Genomic DNA, 23,885 nt, shown 5'->3' with positions numbered 1-23,885 from the left:
CTAGCCGTCCAGATAGTCGGGCTGGCGCAGATGCCGGCCCAGGATGTCGAAGACGTACGGATCGCGCTTGGCCATCCACAGCGCCGTTCCGTAGAGCAGGGCGCCCAGCGGCAGGCCGATCCACGGCGTCTGCAGGCCCAGCGCCAGAACCGCCGTCAGGGCGCCGATCAGGATCGCGGCCATCCGCGGCACGCCCGCCAGGGTCACCGTCTCCGACAGCGAGCCATGGAAATCGATTTCGAAACCGTCCGGCGCGGCGCTCATCAGAACCCCGCCCCGCCGGTGAAGCCCAGAAAGCCCAGGAAGAAGGTCGAGGCGCTGAAGGCGATGGACAGGGCGAACATCACCTGCATGCCCTTGCGCACCCACGACCCGCCCTCCGAGATCGCCACCCCCAGGGCCGTGGCGGCGATGGCGATCACCCCGATCGCCTTGGCCACCGGCCCGGTGATGGAGTCGGCGATCGAGGTCATCCAATCGTCCCACGGCATGCCCCCGCCCGTGCCGCCCGCCAGGGCCGGCCCGGCCAGGAGGGTCGCGAGCGCCAGACCCAAGGCCAAGCGCAGGGCGCCGGGTGATGCTGGACGGGCTTTGAGCAGCGGCGGCATGGGCGTCCCTCGATTGCGTCGGGACGACCGTGGCAAGTCGGCGCGGCGACGACAATTCCGCGGAAATGCGGGGCGAAAATCTGCTGGCGGGATTGTGCTGCAGCAAATATCCCGCGCCAAAGCTTGCCGGCGGCCGCCGGCGAGCGCTGCGGTCCGGCTTGCAGAAGCGGGATCGACAGGCTCCGGCGGATCGACGCTCTCGGCGTCTTGACCGGCAGGGCGGGCTCGCCCCGCGACAAGGCGTGGAAAGGGCGGATCAGGACGCCCCAAGCGGTCGTTGGATTTGCCCCGCCGCCCTAGGGTTGTTATGGTTACGGCGAGGCTTGGGGGAAGCTAGATGTCTGAGGCCGCGTGGCCTGACGGGAGCGTGAGCGCTCGTCCGGATTGGTATGCCGAGTGCTTTCGCAACGCCCTTCGTCGGGTCGCCGCGACACTGAATTCGAAACCGCCGCATGATCGGTGCCGGTCAGCCAAGCTGGCCCGGTCCGATGATGAATTGGCGGCGCTGTTCGTGAAGAACGACTGGGACAAGGACCTCATCCGTTTTCATCCCACGCAGCGGGACGCGTTCACGACCAACAACGATCAGTTTCAAGCCGAGTACTTCTTTTATTGCGACGTGGATTTTCCACACACCGCCAAGACGCGGGTCGCCCGGTTCGTTGTGCCCGAACCTTTTCTCGACTGGGGCTACGCCAAGCTGACCCCGCCCAGGGGCTCGGACGTCGAGCTGGGCCTGGCCGATTTTGGCGGCGATTCGACGTCGCCAAGCTTCGTGCGCCACTGCGCGACCAATTATCTGGTCAAGAATTTCTGGCACAACTTCGTTCACCGGGCCCTGCAGGGCATCACCACCGCCAACTATCGCGACTTCGGCGGTTACGCCCGCGAGGACTCCGATTTTGAGGCCGATCACGTCGCCAACCTGCTGCTGCTTCGCGCCTATGGCCTGCCCGTGCTTTCGGGCGGCCGGATCAGTCCTGAAAACGCCGCCAAGATCACCGCGCTCTTCGCGCGCAACCGTTGCAACCTGATCTTCGCCGAACGCGCCAGGCTGCGAGAGGACGATCGCGCCGCGATGAGCGTCGAGCAGCGCTGGGACGAGCTGGAATGGCGCTTTTGCCGGGGCGTCTCGAACGCGGTGAGCATGGCGTTGCTGGCCAAGGGATTGGCCGCGCCTTCGGTCAGGGTGTTTCTCACCGGAGAGATCCGCCGCAAGGACAATGACAAGGGACCCAACCTCTGGCGCGACGGCGTCGTGATCGTCGATGTGGGCGGTCTTCGGATCAACACCACCTTGCCGCCCTACGTGCCAATCGATGAACTGCAGGCCGAACTATCCAGCGGGCAAATCGCTCCGGAACGCCGCCTAGCCATGCGGGCTTTGCGGGCGGATCGCGAGCGGGAGATCGTCGGCGCCGCGGTGACGGCCTATGCGGCCGCGATCCGCAATGACGCCAGCCTGAGGGAGGCGACCGCGACGATGCTCGCCGCGCTCTGGACACGGCTGAAGATCACCGCCTGACCTTTTTGAAATGAGACCGGACATGTCCCGCCCATCCGCGCATAACTCTGAATTATGATCTACGCCGAAGCCAAGGCATTGCTGACGCGAATGCGATCTGGCCAGGAACCCGACGCGCTCGGTGGGTACGATTTCCAGAAGTTGGTCTTCTGGGCCATGGTCGAGCAAGTCTTGGAGTTCCCGGATGGCTGCGACCTGCAGGAACACCCCAAGGGCGCGATCGACATCGTGGTCTCCGAACGTGCTCGTCCTGGCCCAGCCTTCCTCCCCACCGAGGCGCGTCTGCACTATTTCGAGTGTAAGCATCACAGCCGGCCGCTGGAGCTGGATACGATCGCCAAGACCCTGGTGGTCGGCGTTCGCGATCAGCCCCTATCGCTGAACCTGGTGTCATCGACCCACCTGCTGCCTCAGGCGATCGACTACGCCTACGCACTGTTCAGTGGCGACCCGCAGCGTCAGCCGATGTTTCGCTATCCGGTCTTTCGGCATTTCGTGCTTGGAGATTTGATCGCCGACACGTGGCGCGGATCAACGCTTGTCGAATCGCGGGACGTCGCCAGCCCGACCGCCCAGGTCGTCTGGTCGATCTCCGAATGCCGCGCATTCATCGAACCGGTGATCTATTCGTCAGAGGAGCCGCCCGGGACGGGCATCCGGCTGGAAGCCGGTATCTTGTATCGACTCTCCGCCGTCGCGGCGACAAGGCGCAACGACCATTTGCTCGACTTCGCACCGGCCGCCGCCGGCTGCGAGCTCACCCAGGTCACGCGGCGCTCGACGGCCACCGGCCTGCGGTTTGACGCCCTCATGCGGTTTGCCGAACCCGCGATCGAGGCCAACTTCGGCATGTTCGTCATTCTGGGTGGAGGCGGCGCTTCGCTGTCGGCCATGCCCGCCGTTCCGCTAAGGGTCACCACGGCTGGTCCGGGCGTCCAAGACGATCTCCGCGATGAGAAAACCCGGACCATGGTCGCGCGGCTCGCGGGGGCCGCGACGCCACGATTGCTTCTGGTCGAAGGCGTCGCCGGCGTTGGAAAGTCATATTTCTGCGAACGACTGGCCGCCAATCTGCGGGCCTTCCACGGCTTCGACGCCGACCGCTTCACCCTTGAGGCGACCGGGGAGGCCAGTCTGCTGCAGAGGATCCTGGTCGCTATTTTCACGCCGCCCAGCGCACGCGCGCATGGCGGGGCCCGCATTGGCGCGGTGTTGGCGGAAGCGCTGGTGGCCCGCGCGGCGGGCGATGACATCGTCGACGCCTCGGACGCGCCCGAGACGATCATCCCGATTCTGGTGCGCAGCCTGGCGTCTCTGGGCGACCGTCTGCTGATCCTGCGCGACTGCCATCTCGTTTCCGAGGCTTCCGCCAAATGGATCTGGCTATTGGTCACGGGCCTGGAGGATCTTGGCTGGGGCGGCATCCGCCTGATTTTGGAAAGCCGCGCCGACCCCGCTCAGGACACTCCGCATTGGCGAACGCTCCGTCAGCGCCTGGCCGGTCACGTAAAGTCCATGACCGTTGAAACGCTCGTCCCGTTGGGAAGGGCCGCGTTCGTCGAGGCGCTGACGCCTCGCCTGCGACGCGCCGATCCGCCGATCGTTGAAGCGCTCTACCGTAGGACCGGCGGCCTGCCCTTGTTGCTGACCAGCCATCTGGCGGCCCTGACCGCGCGCAACGTCGTCCAGACCGAGGACGACGGCAAACTGCTCATTCGGGCGTCAAGCGCGTTCCTGGCCTCAAGCGACCTGGAGATTTCCGGCCAGTCGATCCTGCGGAAACAACTCGAGCAAATCGACTGGCGGGATACGCCGCGGCGCCTGCCCGATGGTCTTTCCACCGAGGCGGTCGTCGGCCTCTTGGGTGTCCTGGAGCAACGCGCCGAGCCATTGCTCACCGACGCGATCGGCCTGGACGCCGAAACGATTGGCCAGATCCTGGCCGCGATGGCGGCGGCCGGCGTCGTCCAGGTCACGTCCTCAGGGGGGTGGCGCTTCGCGCATGATCTTATGCGGACGGCGGCGGTGGAGGCGGCCTCGGCCTCGCGCGATTTTCGGGATCTCGTTGGTCGCTTGGCCGAGCCGGCGTCGGCGACACCGATGCTGTGTGAACCCTTGGGCGACGCGGCCATCGCCGCCGGCGACACAGCGACAGCGCGACGCCTGCTGAACGCGGCCTATGAGCAGGCCGTGCTCTCCGAGGATTTTCACGGACGGCTACGGATCACCCGCAAACTGGCGACGCTCTACGCCGATGAAGACCCTCGGGGAACGGCGGATATCGAAACCCACCTGACGATCCTGGACGCCTTGGGTTGGGCTGAGTGGACGGCTGGATCCCTGGTCGAGGCGCGCGAGGCCTATGAGGCGATCGCCACCCGGTCCCTGGCGTTGGCGGACTGGGATATTCCGCTCCGCGAAAGCCGCTATCGAGCGAGTGACGGTTTGCGCAGGTCCGCTGGCGTCAGCTTGGAGATGGCGGACTGGTCGGCCTTCACCACCTCAGTCGAACGCTTCCTGGACCTGGGCGGCTCGCGAGAAGGCTTTACGTCGCTATCGAACCGGCTGGTCCAGGCTTGCGCGCGTCTGGATCAACCCGGCGCGAGCCTGGATTTCGCGCGCCTCTCCGCGCCGTTCGTTGGGCAGGGCGCCGGTGAGAACGCCGCCGCCGTCCTGCTCGCCGACACCGCCCATGCCTATCTGGATCAGGCGCCGTTCACGGCGTTGACCATGCTGGAGCAGGCGTTTGATCTGGCGGAAACCCCGCGCCAGCGCGCGTTCGCCCGGCTCGATTTGCTCAATGCCGCCTTCGCCGCCCAAGGCGTTTTCGATGAAAGTGATGCCGAAGCGCTACGCCGGGAGGTCCTCGACAAAGGCTATGTGACCATGCGCGGCAGGCTGGACCTGCTGCGAGCCTGCGCCTGTCTGAAGAGCGGCGACCTGACGCTGGCGCGAAAGCTCTTGGACCAAGCCGACATAACCGTGGCGCTATATGGCCAGACCTATCTTGAGCCAGCCTTGCGCAACGCCGATCTGATCTTGGCCCTGTCGAAGGGAGACGCCGCGGCGGTCGTTGCGGCTCGCCAGCGGGCCGAGGCGGTCGCGACCGCATGGCTGGAGGCGCGCACCGGGATTGAGAAGCGCATCGAAGGACTGCTCGACGCGGCCGCGCGCCAGGCGGCGCGCTTCCAGGCGCAGGCCCCAAGTCCGATAGCGTTCCCCCACCCCGCGCCAGCTCGTAGCGGCGCCTTCAGGAGTCTCGTGGAGAACCTGCGTCTCCTGAAGGATGGTGAAACCGCAACGTCGGTCACCCAAGCGGCCTGGCAAGTCGACCTCGCTGGCCTGCGATTAGCTGCGCCACCCCACTGAATCCAGGCTCAGGCGGGCCTGATGCTCGATGATGTCGACGAGTTCATCGCTCCGATCACCCAGCAGCATCAGATTGCGATTTTGTGGATACCCCCAACGGGACACCGCCGCCGCGCCGAAGCCTCGCTGATAGCGCTCCTCGATTTCGACTTTGCGGATTGGCTCCCACAGCACAATCGCCGGCTTTGCGAAGGCGGTTGCGATATGGGCGACAGAACTGTCGAAGCCGATGAACAAATCGCTCGCCCAGACGAGCGCCATCATTTCTCGGACGCGCGTGCGAAACCGCGGAAGGCCGAGGTTTTTGTGTTCGATGCCGTCCAGCCCGACCTCGAACAGTGAGCCCAGCGGCGCGATCCTCTCGATCAGGGTTCGCCAGTTGGCTGAGTGCCAGCTGTGGCCCGGCAGGGGCGAACTCGTTCCATAGGGGTGAAGGCAGATCAGTGGACGCGGCAGGTTCCGCAACCGTTCCATGGCGGCCATGCACTCGGCGCGGGACAGGAAGAGACTGGGACGCAGCGCGCTGGAACGAACATTGTAGTGGAACGCCAAATTCTCGATGAAATGGCCGAACTGACAGAGGTTGTCCTGTTCTTCCTCGATCGCCAGCATGTCGTGCGCATGCCGGTCCGAAGGATCGATGATGCCACCCACATGCGGGTTCTCATCCCAGACGGGATAGGGCTCCTCATCCTCGACGCGGCCGGCGGCGGTGCGCATCGGGCCGCTCAGCAAGGTCAGGGGGCGTCCGAGCTTGCGCGACAGGTCTTCGGCAAGGCGCGTGTACATGAGCACATTGCCCATGCCGGTTTTGCTGGGGACGGCGAGGTCGCAACCAAACCGCTCGGCCAGCGCCTTGCTCGACGACAAGGGCGACTGCGGCAATAGGCAGCGCGCGCCATCGGATTTTCCGGCGGTCAACGGCACGATAATTCAGAGTTATGCGCACAGGCCGGGACCTCCGCCGGCGTTTGCGGCGGACCGCGCGAAGATGCGGCCGATCACATTGGCGCGCACCAGCGTCGATCGAAGGGTCTCGTCGGAAATATGCGTATAGATCTCCGTGGTGGCGATGCTGGCGTGTCCAAGAAGCCGCTGCACGTAGCGGATGTCGACGCCTTCCTCGATCAGCAGCGTCGCGGCGGTATGGCGCAGCATGTGGGGCGTCACCCGCCGGGTGCATCGCGTGCGCGCGACCCAGCGATGGATGCGTCCGCGCACCGCGGCTGGAGACAACCGCCGTCCCGTCGCGCCCACCGCCAGAGGCGCCCGAGCCTCCGCTCCGCAAGCTCTCAGAAGACTTACGATGCGACGCTGCAAGCCGACGTCGGCGACATACACCACCCGGTCCCTGGAACCCTTGCCATGGACGTGCAGGGCCGATCCGTCCGGCGCCACGTCGTCGCGGCTGAGGGCGCAGACCTCGCTGACGCGCAGGCCGGTCGCCGCAAGGAGGATGATAAGGGTGCGGGTCAGGGCATGGCTGGGGATGTCCTTGGCCGCGCCGGGGTGGACGATCAGTTCCTGCAAATCGTCGCGCGCCAGGGTCCTGGGCAGGCGGCGGGGGCGTTTCATTTTCGGACGCCAGGTCTGAAACGGGCTTTCGCAGCCGTCCGCCTCCGCGGCCCAGCCGAATAGTCCCTGCAGACTCGCGAAGCGTCTCTTCGCCGTCGCCGTGCTCAGACCCCGATGGTTGAGCAGATGGTCGAGATAGGATCTCAGTGTTTCGCAGGAGACATCGCTCAATAGGTCACATTGCGCAGCGTAGTTCGAGAAGTCGCGCAGGTCAGAGGCATAGGCGTTGACCGTTAGCGGGGAAAGTCTTCGCTCAAGAGCGCAATAGGCAAGAAAATTGGAAACGGCTCTGGTGAGCAACATGCGGATCCTCCCATGGAAGGCCGCGCTCTGCGAAAATCAGGCCGCGCGTTTTGGCCGCGACCTGACCTGTAAAGTGCGTGGTCGCTGACCGCTGCTGGATCTTCGGTCGCCGCGGCGACGCTGGCGGGCGCTCCCAGCCGGTCGGCTAGGATCCGTCTGCGAAGCCTTGCAAGACCCGTCGGCAGATCGATCACGGCGCGCCATGTCGCTTGACCCCAAAGCCTCGATAATAATACATTGCTATACCATCTATTTTAGATGCAATGCATCGAAGCTCGTAGAAGCTGGCAGGGAAGGACGCGCGATGGAAGTCGGTCTCTTGATTGGTGATCTTGATGACGCCCCGGCCGGTCGGCCGACCTTTGAGCGGCGCAATCCCGTCAGCGACAACCTGGTCAGCGTCGCGGTCGCGGCCACGCCGGCCGACGCCCTGGCGGCGGCCGACGCAGCCCAGGCCGCCTTCGAGGGCTGGTCGGGCCTGGGGCCGAACGCTCGCCGCGCCGTACTCTCCAAGGCCGCCGATCTGATGGCCGAGCGCACGGACGAATTCGTCGACCTGATGATGGCCGAGACGGGATCGACGGCCGGCTGGGCCCACTTCAACCTGCAGGCCACGGTCGCGCTGTTTCGCGAAGCCGCCGCCATGACGACTCAGATCGGCGGCGAGGTGATCCCGTCCGATCGACCCGGCACCTTCGCCATGGCCGTTCGCCAGCCGGCCGGCGTGGTGCTGGGCATAGCGCCGTGGAATGCGCCGATCATTCTTGGCGCGCGCGCCATCGCCATGCCGTTGGCTTGCGGCAACACCGTTGTCCTGAAAGCTTCCGAAGTCTGCCCGGCCACCCACCGCCTGATCGGCCAGGTGGTGCGCGACGCCGGCGCTCCGGCCGGCGCGGTCAATGTGATCAACAACGCCCCTGGCGACGCGGAGGCCGTGGTCAACGCGCTGATCGCCCACCCGGCCGTCAAGCGGATCAATTTCACCGGCTCGACCCATGTGGGCCGTTTGGTCGCCCGGCAGGCGGCGCTGCATCTCAAGCCCGTCCTGCTGGAGTTGGGCGGCAAGGCGCCGCTGATCGTGCTCGACGACGCCGATCTGGACGAGGCGGTGAACGCGACCATCTTCGGCGCCTATCTGAACCAAGGCCAGATCTGCATGTCGACCGAGCGCGTCATCGTCGACGAGCAGGTCGCGGACGCCTTCGTGGCCAAGCTCGCGGCGCGGGCCCGGATGATTTCGACGGGCGACCCGGCGCAAGGCGACGTGGCCTTGGGGGGGCTGGTCGACGTCAGATCGGCCCGGCGCGTCAGCGACCTGATCGCCGACGCGGTTGACAAGGGCGCGGTGCTGGCGGCCGGCGGCGAGGCCAAGGGCACGATTGTCGCGGCGACGGTGATCGACCATGTCTCGCCGGCGATGCGGATCCATAGCGAGGAGTCCTTCGGGCCGGTGGCCTCCATCATCCGCGTCCAGGGCGTGGAGGAGGCGATAAGGGTCGCCAACGACACCGAATATGGGCTCTCCGCGGCGATCTACGGGCGCGACGTGGGACGAGCCCTGGCGGTGGCCAAACGCATCCGTTCGGGCATCTGTCACATCAACGGCCCCACCGTGCACGACGAGCCGCAGATGCCGTTCGGCGGCGTGGGGTCCAGCGGCTATGGCCGGTTCGGCGGCAAGGCCGCCATCGCGGAGTTCACCGACCTGCGATGGATCACCATCACCACCGGCTCCCTGAACTACCCGTTCTAAACTCCGCGGCGGCGGCGCCGCCAAGACAACGTCCGGCGCGATCCCTCGGGATCGCGTGGGGCGTCATCGATCCGGTGACACCATGTACACAGCAAGTGCGGCTTTCGTCGAAGCGCTCGTCGATGCGGGCGTAAGCTACATCTTCGGCAACTTCGGGAGCGACCATCCCGGTCTGCTCGAATATCTGGCCAAGGCCAAGGCGCTCGGGCTGCCGGCGCCGCCGGTCCTCACCTGTCCCAACGAGATGGTCGGCCTGAGCGCGGCCCACGGCTATGCGCAGGTCACCGGGCGGGCCCAGGCGGTCGTCGTCCACGTCGAATGCGGCACCCAGGCCCTGGCCGGCGCCGTGCATAACGCCGCCAAGGGGCGCATCCCGGTGCTGATCTACGCCGGCGCCTCGCCCTATACCCAGGAAGGCGAGTTGCTGGGCAGCCGCAACGAATTCATCCAGTGGATTCAGGACGTCGCCGACCAGCGCGGCCTCGTGCGCGGCTACATGAAGTACGACAACGAAATCCGCACCGGCCGCAACGTCAAACAATTGGTGCGCCGGGCGATGCAGTTCGCCCATAGCGATCCGCCCGGCCCCGTCTATTTGATGGGGGGGCGGGAGGCCATGGAAGAGGAGATCCCGCCCGTCCAGCTGCCGTCTCCCAGGTCCGAGACGGTGTCTCCGGGCGCGCTTTCGGCCGAGGGCCTCGACATCTTGGTCGCCGACCTGCTGGCGGCCCGCAGGCCCCTGGTCGTCACCTCCTATGTCGGGCGTCGTCCGGCGGCGGTGGCCGAGCTGGAACGGCTTTGCCAGCGGTTGGGCATGGGCGTGCTGGAGTCCGTGCCCAACTACATGAACTTCCCGCACGACCACCCGCTCTATCTGGGCAATCAATGGAATCTGGCGCAGCAAAATCAGGCGCTCGCCCAAGCCGACCTGGTGCTGGTGCTGGACAGCGACGTGCCGTGGATTCCGCAGGTCAACCGGCCCGATCCGACGGCCGTCATCCACCACATCGACGTGGATCCGCTGAAGACGGCCATGCCGCTCTGGTACATCGAGGCCAAGGGCGTGTTCCGCGCCGACGCGGCCACCGCCCTGGCCCAGATCAACGCGCGCCTGGACCAGATGACGATCGATCAGGCCGCCCTGGTCGAGCGGCGGGCCCATTACGGCGACCTGCACGCCCAGAGGGCGGCGCGGCTCGAGGTCGAGGCGCGTCCCTCGCCGGACGGCATCACGCCACACTATCTGGCGGCGCGCCTGGCGTTGCAATTGGGATCGGACGGCCTGGTCCTCAACGAAGGCATCACCAACTACAACGTCCTGTTTGACCATCTGGCTCGCACCCAGCCAGGCTCGATCTTCACCAGCGGCGGCGGTTCGCTGGGGTGGAACGGCGGCGCGGCCATCGGCATGAAGCTGGCCGCGCCCGACAAGGACGTCGTGGCGATCAGCGGCGACGGCTCCTATCTGTTCAGCGTGCCGGCCAGCGTCCATTGGATGGCGCGACGCTATCGAACGCCTTTCGTACAGATCGTGCTCAACAACGGCGGTTGGCGCGCGCCCCGGCATTCGGCGCTCGGCGTCCATCCTGACGGCTACGCCAGCGCGACCGAGGATCTGGACATCAGCTTTGATCCGGCTCCGGACTATGCCGGCGTCGCGGCCGCGGCGGGCGGAGCCCATGCGCGCATCGTCAAGACGGTCGAGGAGCTCGACGAGGCCATCGCCGAGGCCTTGCGGGTCACGCGCGAGGAGGGGCGCTGCGCGGTGCTGGACGTGTGGCTCGCGCGCTCGTGAGCCCCGGCCTCGATCAAATGGTTTTATAGGCCATCTATTTTTCCGCCCAACATCATGGGCGCGAGCCTCAGGACCGCCGGCCAAGCCGCCGGGCAAGGCGGCTTGGCCGGACAGGGGGCGGGCCGCGGGGAGCCCGGCCGGACTCCCCGCGCGCCACAACCATCGTCCCGCCTCGCGCCTTGCGCGAGCGGTCGGGTTTCTTCGGAAATGTGATTGTGACCGCTTCGCGATTGTCGCATGGAGTGGCGAGTCACTCGGCCATCGGTGGTCCGATGGCCGCTTAAGAGGACGGGATGACGACGCGGGCGCGAGCAACTTCCAAGCCAAGGCGCGCGCCGTCGACCGAAGCGCCGGACCTGGAGCCGACGCGCGAGATCGACCTGGGAGGCCTCAACATCAATGTGGGCTACCAGATCCGCCGGGTGAACGCCCGATCCATCACCCTGTGGGAGGAACTGATCAGCGGTCGAGGGGTGGCCTGGGGTCAGTACAGCATCCTGAAGTTCCTCAGCAAGAACCCGGGGTTGGTCCAAAAGGAACTCGCGGCCATCGCCGGCGTGGACCAAACCACCTTGGTGCCCGTCATAAAGCACCTGGAGAAAGCCGGTCTGGTCGATCGCCAGCGCGGGGCCAAGGACGGCCGCAATGTCCACATCTGGGCCACCGCCCAGGGCGAGAAGCTCCTGACGCGCGTGGACAGCCTCATCCAGGTTCACGATCGCGAGCTGACGCTGAACCTGACGCTGGAGGAACGCGAAACCCTGCTGACCTTGCTCGCCAAGATTTCAGGCCTGCCGACCGGCCCCGCCGGGGATGCGCCGGCCTAGCCCGGTTGGACTGACAAGCCGGCGCACGCGCCGAACGACGGCAAGCCCGCCTGTCCGCTTCCGCTCCCGGCTCTTCCGACTCCATGGCGTTCTTGAGCGTCAGGCCGCGGGGTGAGATTCCACGACCGCGCCCCCGGAGCGGCCTCGCGGGTTCGCCGTCGAGGCCTGATCTGTCGCCGTCGCCGATGTCTTGACAGCCCGATAGGTTGACCATCCAAGTCCGTTGGCATTCGCCTCGAACGCACCGCCCCCACGCCCGCCGCTCCATGCGGCGGCGACCGGCGCGCGGGGCCTTGGACCGGAAGTGGGTTGTCGAATGAACGCGCGACTGGAGGGGTCCGGCCCGTCCGACGAGCGGCCGCCGGCCTTCCCGGCCTGGCCGGATCCATCTCCCCTGCTGGACGCCTATCGCGCCCTGACGCCGGGCTCGGCCCAACTGGCCAAGCGCGCTCTGGGCGTCCTGGCCAACGGCGTGTCCACCGACACCCGGGTGTTCGAGCCCTATGGCATCTTCATCGACCGCGCCCAGGGGCGGGAAAAATGGGACGTCGACGGAAACCGATATCTCGACTTCTTCGGCGGGCATGGCGCGCTGATGCTCGGGCACAGCCACCCCAAGGTGGTCGCCGCGGTGCGCCAGGCCTTCCAGAACGGCATTCAGTTCGCGGCCAACCACCCCGGCGAACTGCTTTGGGCCGAAGCGATCCAGAGGTGCTTTCCCAGCGGCGAACGGGTGCGGTTCACGGGCAGCGGCAGCGAGGCCACCTTGCTGGCGATCAGGATGGCGCGGGCCTATTCGGGCCGCGCCAAGCTGGTGCGGATCATGAGCCACTATCACGGCTGGCACGACCTGGCCGTGTCGGGCTACAGCGGCCAGTTCGACGGATCGGCCGCGCCGGGGGTGCTGCCCGAGATCGCGGCCAACACCCTTCTGGTCAGACCCGATGACATCGCCGGGCTCAAGGCCTGCCTGGCCCAGCACGCCGGCCAGATCGCCGCGATCATCGTCGAGCCGCTGGGCGCCCATTTCGGCCACACCCCGACAAGCGACGAATTTCTGCTCGAGGCCGCCGCCGAGGCCAGGCGACGGGGGGTCCTGCTGATCTTCGACGAGGTGATCAGCGCCTTTCGGGTCGGACTGGGCGGGATGCAGGGTTATCTGGGGCTGCGGCCAGATCTCACCTGCCTGGCCAAGATCGCCGCGGGCGGCATGCCGGGCGGGGTGGTCATCGGCTCGGCCGAGGTCATGTCGGTGTTGGACAGCAAGGACGCCCTTGGCCATCCCAACCCGCGCAAAGTCCTCCACCAAGGCACCTTCACCGGCAATCCGGTCACCGCCGCCGCCGCCGTGGTCACGATCGCCGAGATCGCCGACGGCGATCTTTGCGCCCGGGCCAGCCAATTGGCCGCGGGCGCCCGCGAGGCGTTGAACGCCCTGTTCGAGCGGCGCGCCGCCGGCTGGCTGGCCTACGGACGCTTCTCGTCCCTGAACGTCCTGCCGATCGATCCCGTGCGGCGAGACCCCCGGCTGCTGTCGCAAGCCGACTATATGGCGCGGGATCTGACCAGGCTTGGGGCGCTCAGGATGGCGTTGAACCTGGAAGGCGTCGATATCGGCGCGCGGGGCGCGGCGTTTCTTTCCGGCGTCCATACTCAAGACGACGTCGACCGCCTGGTCGAGGCTTTTGACCGCGCGCTGGCGCGCCTGGAAGCCCGCTAGGGCGAGCCGCGCCGGATCTCGACGGCGGCGGGTCCCCGTCACGGTTCGCCATAGGCCAATCGCACGAGAGCCTCCGGCGCGCCATAGCCCCAGCTTCCGTACCGCCGGGCGATGACATCAGCCATGATGCGCAGTTCGGGCGATCGATCATTGACCCGGCAACTCATGATAATGGGCGAGACGGCCGCCTCGGCCAGCTCGCGATATCGGACATCGTCGACGCGCGACTTCTGCACGGACTCCGGCACGACGCTGACGCCTTCCTCGGCCGCCACCAGGCCGATGGCGATCTGCAGCTCGCGAGCCTCGTGCGCCAGGACGGGCGACAGGCCGTGGTCGGCGAACAGGGTCAATACCTGATCCGCATAGCTGGGACGCGGTTCTCTCGGATACAGGATCAGAGGATAGGCCGCCAGTTCGGCCAAGGACAAAGGGCCCGTCCCGCGCGCCAGCGGATGCTCGGCCGGCAGCGCGGCGACCAGTCTTTCCTCGCGCAGGACGATCCGGCGCACGGCGGGGTCTTCAAAGCGGATGCGGCCAAAGCCGACATCGATGCGGCCGTCCTTGAGGGCGGCGATCTGCTCTAGACTCACCATCTCCTGCAGGGACAGATCCAGGTGCGGCGCGGTGGCGCGCAGTTCGCGAATAAGCTGCGGCAGGCGGGCGTAGATCGTCGAGGCGACAAAGCCGATCACGAATCTTCGGCGCTCGGTCGAACGGGCCCGGGCGACCATCTCGCGAAGCTCGCCGGCCCGCCTGAGCATCTGAACGGCCTGTTCGTAGACGAGGGCGCCGATCGGGGTCAGGCGCAGGGGCTTTGCCGCGCGGTCGATCAGTTCGGCGCCCATCTCCGCTTCCAGCTGCTGGATCTGGCGGCTGAGCGGCGGCTGGGCCATGTGCAGACGATCGGCCGCGCGGGTGAAGCTGCGCTCCTCGGCGACCGCCACGAAATAGCGAAGCTGGCGAAGGTCCATGTCAATACCCTGAAGGTATGCGCGCCGTATTTCAACGGTCTTTGCCTTGACCGTTGGACGGAACGATGGTCGCCCCGACAAAGGGAGCACATCCATGGCCGTCGCCCTGGCGAGCATCGAAGCGATCATCGTCGATGTTCCGACGATCCGGCCGCACATCCTGGCCATGGCGACGATGCATCGCCAGTCGATCGTGCTGGTGCGCGTCGTCGGCGACGACGGCGTCGAGGGCCTGGGCGAGGGCACCACGATCGGCGGCCTGGCCTATGGCCCCGAGAGCCCCGAAAGCATCAAGCTGACCATCGACGCCTATTTCGCGCCGGTCCTGGCCGCCTGCGACCTGAGCCGCGTGGGCCAGACCATGGCCCGGATCGGCAAGACCGTGGTCGGCAATCATTTCGCCAAGTGCGCGGTCGAGACGGCGCTGCTGGACGCGGCCGGCAAGCGGCTTGGCGTGCCTGTATCGGAGCTGATCGGCGGCGGACGCGTGCGCGACCGGCTGCCGGTGGCGTGGACCCTGGCCAGCGGCGACACCGGCCAGGACATCGAGGAGGCCGAGGCGATGCTCCTGGCCCGTCGCCACAACATCTTCAAGCTGAAGATCGGCAAGCGCCCCGTCCGCCAGGACGTCGCCCACGTCGCGGCCATCAAGCGCGCGCTGGGCGACCGGGGCAGCGTGCGGGTCGACGTCAACCAAGCCTGGGACGAGGCTCAGGCCGACCTGGGCATGGGCTTGCTGCACGAGGCCGGCGTCGACCTGGTCGAACAACCGGTCGCCGGCCATGCGCTGGGCATGATGGCCCGCCTGTCGGCCAAGAACGTCATTCCCTTGATGGCCGACGAGGCCCTGCAGGGACCGCGGACGGCCTGGTCGCTGTCGCAGGCCGGCAGCGCCCGGGTCTTCGCGGTCAAGATCGCCCAGTCCGGAGGGCTGCTGGCCGCCCGGGCGGTGGCCGACATCGCCCAGGCCGCCGGGATCGGCCTCTATGGCGGCACCATGCTGGAAGCGGCCGTCGGCACGGCGGCCTCGGCGCACCTGTTCTCCACCTTCGCCGACCTGACCTGGGGGACCGAACTCTTCGGCCCCTTGCTGTTGACCCAGGAGATCCTCGCCACGCCGCTGGTCTACGAGGACTTCGCGCTGCAGGTGCCGACCGGCCCCGGCCTGGGCATCGCCCTGGACGAGGACAAGGTCGCCCGACTGCGCCGCGACCGGACCGCCGCGCCCCTTCACGCCGTCGCCGCCGGGAGCTGACCGATGCTTTTCCAGGTCGAAATGATCGTCAACATCCCGCTGGACCTCGACAAGGCCGAAGCCGACCGGCTGAAGGCGGCCGAGAAAGCGCGCTTCCAGGAGCTGCAACGCTCGGGCGTCTGGCGCCACATCTGGCGCGTGGTCGGGCAGTACGCCAACCTCAGCATCTTCGATGTCGAGAACAATGCGGCCCTGCACGACATCCTGATGAGCCTGCCGCTCTATCCCTTCATGGACATCAAGGTCGTGGCGCTCTGTCGCCACCCATCGTCGGCCCATGAGGACGACCGCTAGGCCGCAAAGGCCACGACGCCGCGATCCAAGAACAAAAGACTAGGGAGATCCAAGACCATGACCGATCTGACCACCTCGCCCGACATCGAGGCGTTTCTCGACAAGATCTCGGGCGTCGACAATCCCCAGGCCGAGGGCGCCCCGCGCACCAAACAGATCGTGCGCAAGATCATCGCCGATCTGTTCGACACCATCGACCGCTTCGACGTCACCGAGGACGAGTTCTGGAAGGCCCTGAACTTCGTCGCGGCCGGCGCGCCGGAGTTTGGCCTGTGGGCCGCGGGCCTGGGCTTCGAGCACTTCCTGGACGTGCGCATGGATCTGAAGGACGCCGCGGCCGGCGTCCCTCCCGGCACGCCGCGGACGATCGAGGGCCCGCTCTATGTCGGCGGCGCGCCGCTGGTGGAAAGCGGCGCGCGCATCGACGACGGCAGCGACGCGGGCGAGGCGCTGATCATGCACGGCCATGTGCGCGACCTGGACGGCAAGCCGGTCCCCGGGGCCGTCGTCGATGTCTGGCACGCCAACACCAAGGGCAACTATTCCTACTTCGATCCCTCGCAGTCGGACTACAACATGCGCCGACGGATCAAGGCCGACGCCGACGGGCGCTACGAGTTTCGCAGCATCGTGCCGTCCGGCTACAGCGTGCCGCCCGGCGGCAGCACCGATCAGATCCTCAAGGCCGTGGGCCGCCATGGCAACCGCCCGGCCCATATCCACTTCTTCGTTCGCGCGCCGGGCTTTCGCCACCTGACCACCCAGATCAACATCGACGGCGACCCCTTCCTGCACGACGACTTCGCCTACGCCACGCGCGACGACCTGATCCCGCCGGTGGAGCGCAAGTCCGACCCCGCCGACATCCACGCCGCGGGCCTGAACGCGCCGTTCGCCCAGATCGCCTTCGACTTCACCCTGACCCCGGCCAGCCAGGCCCAGGAAGAGGTGCTGTCCGAACGCCCGCGCGTGCTGGTCGACTGACCCTGGACCTTTAGGAGGCTCGACATGACGACGACGCTCAAGGAACAGCTGGCCGGCGCTGTGGTCGAAGACAAGGCGGCGGGGGTGTTTCGTTGCCGCCGCGACATCTTCACCAGCGCCGAGATCTTCGAACTGGAGATGAAGACGATCTTCGAGGGCAACTGGGTGTTTCTGGCGCACGAGAGCCAGATCCCCGAACCCAACGACTACTTCACCACCTGGATCGGCCGCCAGCCCGTCGTCGTCACCCGCGACAGGACCGGACAGCTGCATGCGGTGATCAACGCCTGCGCCCATCGCGGCGCGATGCTGTGCCGGCGCAAGCACGGCAACAAGGGCAGCTTTACCTGCCAGTTCCACGGCTGGACGTTCAGCAACACCGGCAAGCTTCTGAAGGTCAAGGACGCCAAGGGGGCGGACTATCCGCCGACGTTCAACACCGAAGGCTCCCACGATCTCAAGAAGGTGGCCCGTTTCGAGACCTATCGCGGCTTCCTGTTCGCCAGCCTCAATCCCGATGTGATGCCTCTGGAGGACCATCTGGGCTCGACCCGGGTGATCATCGACCAGATGGTCGACCAGGCGCCCGACGGCCTGGAGGTGCTGCGCGGCAACTCTTCCTATGTCTATGACGGCAACTGGAAGCTCCAGATGGAGAACGGCGCGGACGGCTATCACGTCAGCGCCGTGCACTGGAACTATTCGGCGACCATGGGGCGGCGCAACTACGAGGCCCAGGGCACGCGCACCGTCGACGCCAACGGCTGGTCCAAGAGCGTGGGCGGCGTCTACAGCTTCGAGCACGGCCACATCCTGCTGTGGACCAACCTGCTCAATCCCGAGGTCCGGCCGGTCTACGCCCACCGCCAGGCGCTGGCCGAGCGCCTGGGACCGACCCGCGCCGACCAGATCGTCGCCCAGAGCCGCAACCTTGGCCTCTACCCCAATGTCTATCTGATGGACCAGTTCTCGACCCAGATCCGGGTCGTGCGGCCCGTCAGCGTCGATAAGACCGAGGTGACCATCTATTGCTTCGCCCCCAAGGGCGAAAGCCTGGCCGAGCGGAGCCTGCGTCTTCGCCAGTACGAGGACTTCTTCAACGTCAGCGGCATGGGCACGCCCGACGATCTGGAGGAATTTCGCGCCTGCCAGAACGCCTACGAGGGCGCGGGCGAGCTGTGGAACGATCTGAGCCGCGGCGCGACCCGGTGGATCGAAGGGCCCGACGCCAACGCCGCGGCCCTGGGCCTCACCCCGATCCTCAGCGGCGAGCGCAGCGAGGACGAGGGCCTGTTCGTGCGCCAGCATGAATACTGGGCCCAGACCCTGATCGCCGCGCTCGACCGCCAGGACGGCGGCGGCGGCGGTTCGGCCGCGGCCGGCAAGACCCTGGTGGCCGCATGAGCGCGAGCCACCAGGCGCTGTCGGCGTTCCTCTACCGCGAGGCGCGCCTGCTCGATGACCGGCGATGGGACGAGTGGCTGACCTGCTATGCGTCCAGCGCCACCTTCTGGATGCCGTCCTGGGACGATGACGACCAACTGGTGGAGGATCCCCAGCAGCACGTCTCGCTGATCTACTACCCCAGCCGCGAGGGGCTGGAGGACCGCGTCTTCCGCATCAAGACCGAGCGGTCGGGCGCGAGCATGCCCGAGCCGCGCACCGCCCACCTGATCAGCAACATCGAGGTGCTGGAGGAGCGGGAAGGGCAGGTGGACCTGCGGTTCAACTGGCACACGCTGAGCCACCGCTACAAGGTCACCGACAGCTTCTTCGGGGTGTCGTTCTACACGCTCGACGTCAGCACCGAGCCGCCGCTGATCCTCAGCAAGAAGGTGATCCTCAAGGACGACTACATCCACCAGGTCATCGACGTCTACCACGTCTAGAGCCGACCGGTGTCGAGGTGAAAACATGGGTTATCGTATTGTACTGAACTTCGAGGATGGCGCGACGCGCTTCATCGACTGTAACGCCGGCGAAAAGGTTCTGGAGGCGGCATACCGCCACAAGATCAACCTGCCGATGGACTGCTCGGACGGCGTTTGCGGCACCTGCAAATGTCGGTGCGAGCAGGGCGACTACAATCTTGGCGAGGACTATCTCGACTATGCGCTCAGCGCCGACGAGGCCGCCGAAGGCCTCGTCCTGACCTGTCAGATGGAGGTCTTTTCCGATTGCGTTCTGGCCGTCCCGGCCCCGTCCAGCGCCTGCAAGGTCGCGCCGGCTCGGTTCGCGGCGACGGTGTCGGCGGTGGAGCTGGCGTCCGACAGTTCGATCCTCCTGACCCTGGACCTGGACGCGCCGGAGACCCTCGACTTCCTGCCCGGCCAGTATGTGAACCTGGAGGTCCCGGGCTCGACGCAGCATCGGGCCTATTCGTTCAGCTCCAAGCCCGGCGAACGGCAGGCCCGCTTCCTGATCCGCAACGTTCCGGGCGGCCTGATGAGCGGCTGGCTCGTCGATCAGGCCCAGCCCGGCGCGCGCATGACGTTTGTCGGGCCCAACGGCGTCTTCTTCCTGCGCCCGGTTCGTCGCCCGATCGTGATGCTGGCGGGCGGCACGGGTCTGGCGCCGCTGCTGTCGATGCTCGAGGTCCTCGCCGACCAGGGCGTCGATCAGCCGGTCCACCTGATCTATGGCGTGACCCGCGACGGCGATCTGGTCGAACTGCCCAGGCTCGAGGCGCTGGCCGCCAGGCTGCCGACCCTGACCTGGTCGGTCTGCGTGGCCGATCCGCAAAGCGCCCAGCCCCTGAAGGGCTATGTGACCGAGCACCTGGCCGACCATCACCTCAACGCCGGCGATTGCGACGTCTATCTGTGCGGCCCCCCGCCGATGGTCGAGGCGGTGCGCCAGTTCTTCCAGGACAAGGGGATGGCGCCCGCCGCCTTCCACTACGAAAAATTCGCGCCCAGCGAGGCGGCATGACCTTTCCGGGACGTTTCGAGGGAAAGGTCATGGTCGTCACCGGCGGCGCCCAGGGCATTGGCCGGGGCGTGGGCCTGCGGGCCGCGGCCGAGGGCGCCAGGGTGCTGCTGGCCGACCGGGCCGACTTCGTCGAGGCGGTGGCCGCGGAGGCGACGGGGGAGACGGTCGGCTTCCAGTGCGATCTGGAGACCAGTCAGGGCGCCCAGGACGCGATCGCCGCGGCCCAGGCGCGGTTTGGCCGCGTCGACATCCTGGTCAACAATGTCGGCGGCGCCATTCGCATGCGGCCCTTCGCCGAGTTCTCGCCCGAGCAGATCGAGGCGGAGATCCGCCGATCGCTGTTTCCCACCCTGTGGGGCTGCCACGCCGTGCTGCCGGTGATGCTGGACCAGGGCGGCGGGGTGATCGTCAACGTCTCGTCCAACGCCACGCGCGGCATCCGCCGAGGGCCCTATTCGGCCGCCAAGGGCGGGGTCAACGCCCTGACCCAGGCCCTGGCCATGGAATATGGCCAGGCGGGGATCCGTGTGGTCGCCACCGCGCCCGGCGGCACCGCCGCGCCAGCCCGGCGCGTGCCGCGCAACGCCGAGGGCGACACCGCCCAGGAGCAGACCTGGATGGCCGAGGCGGTCGCGCAGGTGACCCAGTCCAACTTCCTCAAGCGCTACGCGACGCTGGAAGAGCAGATCGCGCCGATCCTGTTTCTGGCCTCCGACGAGGCCGCCTACATCACCGGCGCGGTGCTTCCCGTGGCCGGTGGCGACAACGGCTAGGAGCCGTCATGAAAAGCAAGATCTACGACAGCGCCGCCGCGGCGCTTAAGGGCGTCGTCTTCGACGGCATGACGCTGATGTCGGGCGGCTTTGGCCTGTCGGGCAATCCCGAGACCCTGATCCCCGCCCTCAAGGACACCGGCGTCAAGGGCCTGACCGTGATCAGCAACAATTGCGGCGCCGACGGCTTTGGCCTCTGGCAGTTGCTGAACAACGGCCAGATCAAGAAGATGATCTCCAGCTATGTCGGCGAGAACAAGCTGTTCGAGCAGCTCTATCTGTCGGGCGACCTGGAGCTGGAGCTGAACCCGCAGGGCACCCTGGCCGAGCGCATCCGGGCCGGCGGGGCGGGCATCCCGGCCTTCTACACCAAGACCGGCGTCGGGACGGTGGTGGCCGAGGGCAAGCCCGTCGAGACCTTCGAGGGCGAGGACTATGTCCGCGAGACCTGGCTGCGCGCCGACCTCGCCATCGTCAAGGCCTGGAAGGCCGATCCCGAGGGCAACCTGATGTTCCGGATGACGGCCCGCAACTTCAACCCGGTGATGGCCACGGCCGGCAAGGTCACCATCGTCGAGGTCGAGGAGATCGTCGAGGCCGGCGAATTGGACGCCAACAGCATCCATACCCCCGGCATCTATGTGAACCGCATCATCGCCTCGACGATCAATGAAAAGCGGATCGAGAAGCTGACGACGCGCCAACGCAAGCTCCATGGAGAAGCCGTCTGATGGCCTGGACCCGCGACGAGATGGCGGCCCGCGCCGCCCGCGAGCTGCAGGACGGCTTCTACGTCAATCTGGGCATCGGCATCCCGACCCTGGTGGCCAACCACATTCCGGCCGGCGTGCACGTCACCCTGCAGAGCGAGAACGGCATGCTGGGCATGGGGCCCTTCCCCTACGAGGGCGAGGCCGATCCGGACCTGATCAACGCCGGCAAGCAGACGATCACCAAGCTGCCGACCTCTAGCTTCTTCGACAGCGCCCAGAGCTTCGCGATGATCCGCGGCGGCCACATCGACCTGACGGTGCTGGGCGCGATGGAAGTGGCTCAGAACGGCGACATCGCCAACTGGACGATCCCCGGCAAGATGGTCAAGGGCATGGGCGGGGCCATGGACCTGGTGGCCGGCGTCAAGCGGGTGATCGTGGTCATGGACCACGCCAACAAGGCCGGCGACAGCAAGGTGCTCAAGCGCTGCGCCCTGCCGCTGACCGGCGCGGCGTGCGTGGACATGGTGATCACCGACCTGTGCGTCTTCCACCTGGATCGCCAAAAGGGCGGGCAAGAGGGCGGCGGCCTGACATTGATCGAACTGGCGCCGGGCGTCGCCCTGGATGAGGTCAGGACCAGGACGGAAGCTGAGTTCGACGCGGCCGCTTTCGCATGACCGCCTTGCTGCGAGCTTGGCGGCGCTGGCGGCGGGTCTTGGGCCACGCCGAGGCTCCGGTCCTGGCGCGCCGGCCGCGCCCGCCCCAGGCCCGCGACCCCGCCTGGGACGTCGCGCGCGGTTATATCTGACCTTCAACCCGGTTCGTCATGACCCCTGACCTCCCGCGCCGGGCTCCGCGCCCCCTTCAACCGAGGCGGCGGCCCCGCCAAGGTCGCCGTCGATGACCGGTCGGCGAGCGCGATCGAGCCCGACGGGATCGCCGGCCTTCGACCCGCCTGACCGTCAAAGAGGAAACCCGCCATGGCCTTCACGCGCACCGAGGATGGGACCCGCCTGCACTGGCGGCTGGACGGCGCCGAGCCCCGCCCGACCCTGGTCCTCCTGAACTCCATTGGAACCGACATCGGGCTGTACGACCGCGCTGTCCCGCTGCTGACGGAACGGTTTCGGGTCCTGCGGATCGACACGCGCGGCCACGGCGCCTCCGACGCGCCGGACGGCGACTACAGCCTGGAGCGTCTGGCCGCCGATATCTGGGCCGTGATCGACGAAAGCGGGACGCAGCCCGTTCTGCTGTGCGGGACGTCGCTGGGCGGGATGATCGCGATGCAGATGGCGCTGTCGGCCCCCGAGCGCGTCCCGGCCATGGTCCTGGCCTGCACCTCGGCCCAGATGGATCCCGCCGCCTGGCAGGCCCGCAGGGACCTGGTCCTGGATCAAGGCATGGCCAGCATCGCCGACCTGGCCTTGGAGCGCTTCTTCTCGGCGGGGTTTCGCAACAGCCATGCGCCGCAGGTCGGCGCGGTTCGTTCGACCCTGATCGGCATGGACGCCAAGGGCTATGCGGGCTGCGCGGCGGCGATCCGCGACATGCGCCTGGCGTCTCGCCTGGCCGAGATTTCAGCGCCCTGCCTGGTCCTTTGCGGGACCCAGGACGTCTCCACGCCCTATGCCGGCCACGGCGAGACGATCGTGCGGGGAGTCCAGAACGCCCGCGTCGCCTTTTTGGAAACCGGGCATCTGCCTTCGATCGAAGACCCGGAAGGCTTCACCCGGGCCGTGCTGGACTTTGACTCAAGCCTTTAGGCGCGACGACTCCATACAAAAGTGTATGGGTCGGTCCAACCAACAAGATCCAGCGCGAGAGAACGATGAGGGTCAAAAGCGAAAAGCGCCGCCTGGCCATTCTGGAAGCCGGCAAGAGCGTCTTCCTCGAACGCGGCTACGACGCGGCGAGCATGGCCGAGGTGGCCGTGCGGGCCGGCGGATCCAAGCAGACGCTCTATCACTACTTCGGCTCCAAGGAGGCGCTGTTCGTCGCGGTCATGCTGGAAAAGGGCGCGGCCCAGGTCGGTCCGTTGTTCGACAGCTTCCACCAGAACCAGGATCTGCGCGCTGCCTTGGCCGATTTTGCGATCAAGTTCCTGCGCTTCATCGCCCAGGATGAGATCCTGGGGTTTCGCAGGGTCATCTATGCCGAAGGCCCGCGTTCGGATCTTGGCAAGCTGTTCTTCGAAAACGGCCGCAAACCAGGCCTCTCGCGTCTGGCCGAAGATTTCGCCGTCGCCATGGACGAGGGCCGCATGCGCCGCGCCGACCCCTGGCGCGCGGTCGTGCAGTTCCACGCCTTGATCGAGGCTGGCCCGTTCCAACGCTTGCTGGAGGGCGCGATCGCCTCGGCCCCCGACGCGGACCTGGTCGAGGCGGCGGCCGCGGCGGTCGAGACCTTCGCCCGGGCCTATGACATCGGGTCCGTCGCGCTCTCGCCTGCGTCCGATCCAGCCTAGGTTCGCGGCCCTAGGG

The 23,885-nt window shown here is 67.1% G+C and carries 23 protein-coding genes; 18 read left to right on the top strand and 5 right to left on the bottom strand.

Annotated features, from left to right (window positions below; genetic code table 11):
- Both G3M62_RS25160 and G3M62_RS25155 read right to left on the bottom strand, forming a co-directional pair.
- Positions 1 to 264, bottom strand: a complete 264-nt coding sequence (locus tag G3M62_RS25160; RefSeq protein WP_165191551.1) for a VirB3 family type IV secretion system protein — start codon at positions 262 to 264, stop codon at positions 1 to 3.
- Complete coding sequence (locus tag G3M62_RS25155) at positions 264 to 608, bottom strand: TrbC/VirB2 family type IV secretion system protein (RefSeq protein WP_165191550.1); 345 nt, start codon at positions 606 to 608, stop codon at positions 264 to 266. Before G3M62_RS25155 ends, G3M62_RS25160 begins: the two co-directional genes overlap by 1 nt.
- Before the next feature lie 337 nt (positions 609 to 945).
- Here G3M62_RS25155 and G3M62_RS25150 point away from each other — a divergent pair, with 337 nt between their 5' ends.
- Both G3M62_RS25150 and G3M62_RS25145 read left to right on the top strand, forming a co-directional pair.
- Complete coding sequence (locus tag G3M62_RS25150; protein WP_165191549.1) at positions 946 to 2,133, top strand: hypothetical protein; 1,188 nt, start codon at positions 946 to 948, stop codon at positions 2,131 to 2,133.
- A gap of 54 nt (positions 2,134 to 2,187) precedes the next feature.
- Positions 2,188 to 5,502 (top strand): ATP-binding protein, encoded by a 3,315-nt coding sequence (locus G3M62_RS25145; RefSeq protein WP_165191548.1) that lies wholly within the window; start codon positions 2,188 to 2,190, stop codon positions 5,500 to 5,502.
- Here G3M62_RS25145 and G3M62_RS25140 read toward each other — a convergent pair.
- Both G3M62_RS25140 and G3M62_RS25135 read right to left on the bottom strand, forming a co-directional pair.
- The gene (locus G3M62_RS25140) at positions 5,482 to 6,429 is read right to left on the bottom strand and encodes a glycosyltransferase family 9 protein (protein WP_165191547.1); all 948 of its coding nucleotides are present in this window, start codon (positions 6,427 to 6,429) and stop codon (positions 5,482 to 5,484) included. The two genes, G3M62_RS25145 and G3M62_RS25140, sit on opposite strands and share 21 nt — an antisense overlap.
- A 12-nt stretch (positions 6,430 to 6,441) precedes the next feature.
- Positions 6,442 to 7,380 (bottom strand): tyrosine-type recombinase/integrase, encoded by a 939-nt coding sequence (locus tag G3M62_RS25135; protein ID WP_165191546.1) that lies wholly within the window; start codon positions 7,378 to 7,380, stop codon positions 6,442 to 6,444.
- Positions 7,381 to 7,684: 304 nt separating this feature from the next.
- On the opposite strand from G3M62_RS25135, the gene G3M62_RS25130 reads away from it, so the two are divergent.
- The 4 genes from G3M62_RS25130 (at position 7,685) to G3M62_RS25115 (ending at position 13,475) form a co-directional block, all read left to right on the top strand.
- Positions 7,685 to 9,133 (top strand): aldehyde dehydrogenase, encoded by a 1,449-nt coding sequence (locus G3M62_RS25130; protein ID WP_165191545.1) that lies wholly within the window; start codon positions 7,685 to 7,687, stop codon positions 9,131 to 9,133.
- A gap of 82 nt (positions 9,134 to 9,215) precedes the next feature.
- A complete protein-coding gene (locus G3M62_RS25125) occupies positions 9,216 to 10,928 on the top strand; it encodes a thiamine pyrophosphate-requiring protein (RefSeq protein WP_165191544.1) in 1,713 nt (570 codons plus the stop codon).
- Between the two features lie 293 nt (positions 10,929 to 11,221).
- The gene (locus G3M62_RS25120; protein ID WP_165191543.1) at positions 11,222 to 11,755 is read left to right on the top strand and encodes a MarR family winged helix-turn-helix transcriptional regulator; all 534 of its coding nucleotides are present in this window, start codon (positions 11,222 to 11,224) and stop codon (positions 11,753 to 11,755) included.
- 316 nt (positions 11,756 to 12,071) lie between these two features.
- Positions 12,072 to 13,475 carry an aspartate aminotransferase family protein gene (locus G3M62_RS25115; RefSeq protein WP_165191542.1) on the top strand — a complete coding sequence of 468 codons (1,404 nt, stop codon included), beginning with the start codon at positions 12,072 to 12,074 and terminating at the stop codon, positions 13,473 to 13,475.
- A 38-nt stretch (positions 13,476 to 13,513) separates the two neighbouring features.
- On the opposite strand, the gene G3M62_RS25110 is transcribed toward G3M62_RS25115, so the two are convergent.
- On the bottom strand, positions 13,514 to 14,449 hold the full coding sequence (locus G3M62_RS25110) for a LysR family transcriptional regulator (RefSeq protein WP_165191541.1): 936 nt from the start codon (positions 14,447 to 14,449) through the stop codon (positions 13,514 to 13,516).
- A gap of 94 nt (positions 14,450 to 14,543) precedes the next feature.
- On the opposite strand from G3M62_RS25110, the gene G3M62_RS25105 reads away from it, so the two are divergent.
- The 12 genes from G3M62_RS25105 (at position 14,544) to G3M62_RS25055 (ending at position 23,869) form a co-directional block, all read left to right on the top strand.
- Positions 14,544 to 15,704 (top strand): muconate/chloromuconate family cycloisomerase, encoded by a 1,161-nt coding sequence (locus G3M62_RS25105; protein WP_165191540.1) that lies wholly within the window; start codon positions 14,544 to 14,546, stop codon positions 15,702 to 15,704.
- Positions 15,705 to 15,707: 3 nt separating this feature from the next.
- Positions 15,708 to 15,998, top strand: a complete 291-nt coding sequence (gene catC / locus G3M62_RS25100) for a muconolactone Delta-isomerase (protein WP_165191539.1) — start codon at positions 15,708 to 15,710, stop codon at positions 15,996 to 15,998.
- Positions 15,999 to 16,055: 57 nt separating this feature from the next.
- On the top strand, positions 16,056 to 16,982 hold the full coding sequence (catA, locus tag G3M62_RS25095) for a catechol 1,2-dioxygenase (RefSeq protein ID WP_165191538.1): 927 nt from the start codon (positions 16,056 to 16,058) through the stop codon (positions 16,980 to 16,982).
- A 24-nt stretch (positions 16,983 to 17,006) separates the two neighbouring features.
- Positions 17,007 to 18,386: a Rieske 2Fe-2S domain-containing protein gene (locus G3M62_RS25090; protein WP_165191537.1), complete on the top strand. Its 1,380-nt coding sequence runs from the start codon at positions 17,007 to 17,009 to the stop codon at positions 18,384 to 18,386.
- Positions 18,383 to 18,871 (top strand): benzoate 1,2-dioxygenase small subunit, encoded by a 489-nt coding sequence (gene benB, locus G3M62_RS25085; protein ID WP_165191536.1) that lies wholly within the window; start codon positions 18,383 to 18,385, stop codon positions 18,869 to 18,871. Before G3M62_RS25090 ends, benB begins: the two co-directional genes overlap by 4 nt.
- 25 nt (positions 18,872 to 18,896) lie before the next feature.
- Entirely contained in the window at positions 18,897 to 19,913 is a 1,017-nt protein-coding gene (gene benC, locus G3M62_RS25080) for a benzoate 1,2-dioxygenase electron transfer component BenC (protein WP_165191535.1), read from the top strand.
- The gene (gene benD, locus G3M62_RS25075; RefSeq protein WP_165191534.1) at positions 19,910 to 20,686 is read left to right on the top strand and encodes a benzoate diol dehydrogenase BenD; all 777 of its coding nucleotides are present in this window, start codon (positions 19,910 to 19,912) and stop codon (positions 20,684 to 20,686) included. Before benC ends, benD begins: the two co-directional genes overlap by 4 nt.
- Positions 20,687 to 20,694: 8 nt before the next feature.
- Entirely contained in the window at positions 20,695 to 21,417 is a 723-nt protein-coding gene (locus tag G3M62_RS25070; RefSeq protein WP_165191533.1) for a CoA transferase subunit A, read from the top strand.
- A complete protein-coding gene (locus G3M62_RS25065) occupies positions 21,417 to 22,079 on the top strand; it encodes a CoA transferase subunit B (RefSeq protein ID WP_165191532.1) in 663 nt (220 codons plus the stop codon). Before G3M62_RS25070 ends, G3M62_RS25065 begins: the two co-directional genes overlap by 1 nt.
- A complete protein-coding gene (locus G3M62_RS26825) occupies positions 22,076 to 22,210 on the top strand; it encodes a hypothetical protein (RefSeq protein WP_281360106.1) in 135 nt (44 codons plus the stop codon). The genes G3M62_RS25065 and G3M62_RS26825 overlap by 4 nt, the downstream gene beginning before the upstream one ends.
- Before the next feature lie 172 nt (positions 22,211 to 22,382).
- The gene (gene pcaD / locus G3M62_RS25060; RefSeq protein ID WP_165191531.1) at positions 22,383 to 23,168 is read left to right on the top strand and encodes a 3-oxoadipate enol-lactonase; all 786 of its coding nucleotides are present in this window, start codon (positions 22,383 to 22,385) and stop codon (positions 23,166 to 23,168) included.
- A 65-nt stretch (positions 23,169 to 23,233) separates the two neighbouring features.
- Positions 23,234 to 23,869 (top strand): TetR/AcrR family transcriptional regulator, encoded by a 636-nt coding sequence (locus G3M62_RS25055; protein ID WP_165191530.1) that lies wholly within the window; start codon positions 23,234 to 23,236, stop codon positions 23,867 to 23,869.
- The last annotated feature ends 16 nt before the right edge of the window (positions 23,870 to 23,885 follow it).

Source organism: Caulobacter soli (genome assembly GCF_011045195.1).
GTDB classification, from domain to species: Bacteria; Pseudomonadota; Alphaproteobacteria; order Caulobacterales; family Caulobacteraceae; genus Caulobacter; species Caulobacter soli.
Note: the sequence above shows the minus strand (reverse complement) of the source record. Positions and strands in the feature narration are given on the sequence as shown.

What these genes read in the sequence shown, in the direction of transcription:
- G3M62_RS25120 (WP_165191543.1), top strand. Translation starts at nt 11,222, where the DNA reads ATGACGACGCGGGCGCGAGCAACTTCCAAGCCAAGGCGCGCGCCGTCG.
- G3M62_RS25110 (WP_165191541.1), bottom strand. Translation starts at nt 14,449, where the DNA reads ATGGACCTTCGCCAGCTTCGCTATTTCGTGGCGGTCGCCGAGGAGCGC.
- G3M62_RS25150 (WP_165191549.1), top strand. Translation starts at nt 946, where the DNA reads ATGTCTGAGGCCGCGTGGCCTGACGGGAGCGTGAGCGCTCGTCCGGAT.
- G3M62_RS25160 (WP_165191551.1), bottom strand. Translation starts at nt 264, where the DNA reads ATGAGCGCCGCGCCGGACGGTTTCGAAATCGATTTCCATGGCTCGCTG.
- G3M62_RS25090 (WP_165191537.1), top strand. Translation starts at nt 17,007, where the DNA reads ATGACGACGACGCTCAAGGAACAGCTGGCCGGCGCTGTGGTCGAAGAC.
- G3M62_RS25155 (WP_165191550.1), bottom strand. Translation starts at nt 608, where the DNA reads ATGCCGCCGCTGCTCAAAGCCCGTCCAGCATCACCCGGCGCCCTGCGC.
- benC (WP_165191535.1), top strand. Translation starts at nt 18,897, where the DNA reads ATGGGTTATCGTATTGTACTGAACTTCGAGGATGGCGCGACGCGCTTC.
- G3M62_RS25125 (WP_165191544.1), top strand. Translation starts at nt 9,216, where the DNA reads ATGTACACAGCAAGTGCGGCTTTCGTCGAAGCGCTCGTCGATGCGGGC.
- G3M62_RS25130 (WP_165191545.1), top strand. Translation starts at nt 7,685, where the DNA reads ATGGAAGTCGGTCTCTTGATTGGTGATCTTGATGACGCCCCGGCCGGT.
- benD (WP_165191534.1), top strand. Translation starts at nt 19,910, where the DNA reads ATGACCTTTCCGGGACGTTTCGAGGGAAAGGTCATGGTCGTCACCGGC.
- G3M62_RS25055 (WP_165191530.1), top strand. Translation starts at nt 23,234, where the DNA reads ATGAGGGTCAAAAGCGAAAAGCGCCGCCTGGCCATTCTGGAAGCCGGC.
- G3M62_RS25115 (WP_165191542.1), top strand. Translation starts at nt 12,072, where the DNA reads ATGAACGCGCGACTGGAGGGGTCCGGCCCGTCCGACGAGCGGCCGCCG.
- G3M62_RS25145 (WP_165191548.1), top strand. Translation starts at nt 2,188, where the DNA reads ATGATCTACGCCGAAGCCAAGGCATTGCTGACGCGAATGCGATCTGGC.
- pcaD (WP_165191531.1), top strand. Translation starts at nt 22,383, where the DNA reads ATGGCCTTCACGCGCACCGAGGATGGGACCCGCCTGCACTGGCGGCTG.
- benB (WP_165191536.1), top strand. Translation starts at nt 18,383, where the DNA reads ATGAGCGCGAGCCACCAGGCGCTGTCGGCGTTCCTCTACCGCGAGGCG.
- G3M62_RS25065 (WP_165191532.1), top strand. Translation starts at nt 21,417, where the DNA reads ATGGCCTGGACCCGCGACGAGATGGCGGCCCGCGCCGCCCGCGAGCTG.
- G3M62_RS25105 (WP_165191540.1), top strand. Translation starts at nt 14,544, where the DNA reads ATGGCCGTCGCCCTGGCGAGCATCGAAGCGATCATCGTCGATGTTCCG.
- G3M62_RS25135 (WP_165191546.1), bottom strand. Translation starts at nt 7,380, where the DNA reads ATGTTGCTCACCAGAGCCGTTTCCAATTTTCTTGCCTATTGCGCTCTT.
- catC (WP_165191539.1), top strand. Translation starts at nt 15,708, where the DNA reads ATGCTTTTCCAGGTCGAAATGATCGTCAACATCCCGCTGGACCTCGAC.
- G3M62_RS25070 (WP_165191533.1), top strand. Translation starts at nt 20,695, where the DNA reads ATGAAAAGCAAGATCTACGACAGCGCCGCCGCGGCGCTTAAGGGCGTC.
- catA (WP_165191538.1), top strand. Translation starts at nt 16,056, where the DNA reads ATGACCGATCTGACCACCTCGCCCGACATCGAGGCGTTTCTCGACAAG.
- G3M62_RS26825 (WP_281360106.1), top strand. Translation starts at nt 22,076, where the DNA reads ATGACCGCCTTGCTGCGAGCTTGGCGGCGCTGGCGGCGGGTCTTGGGC.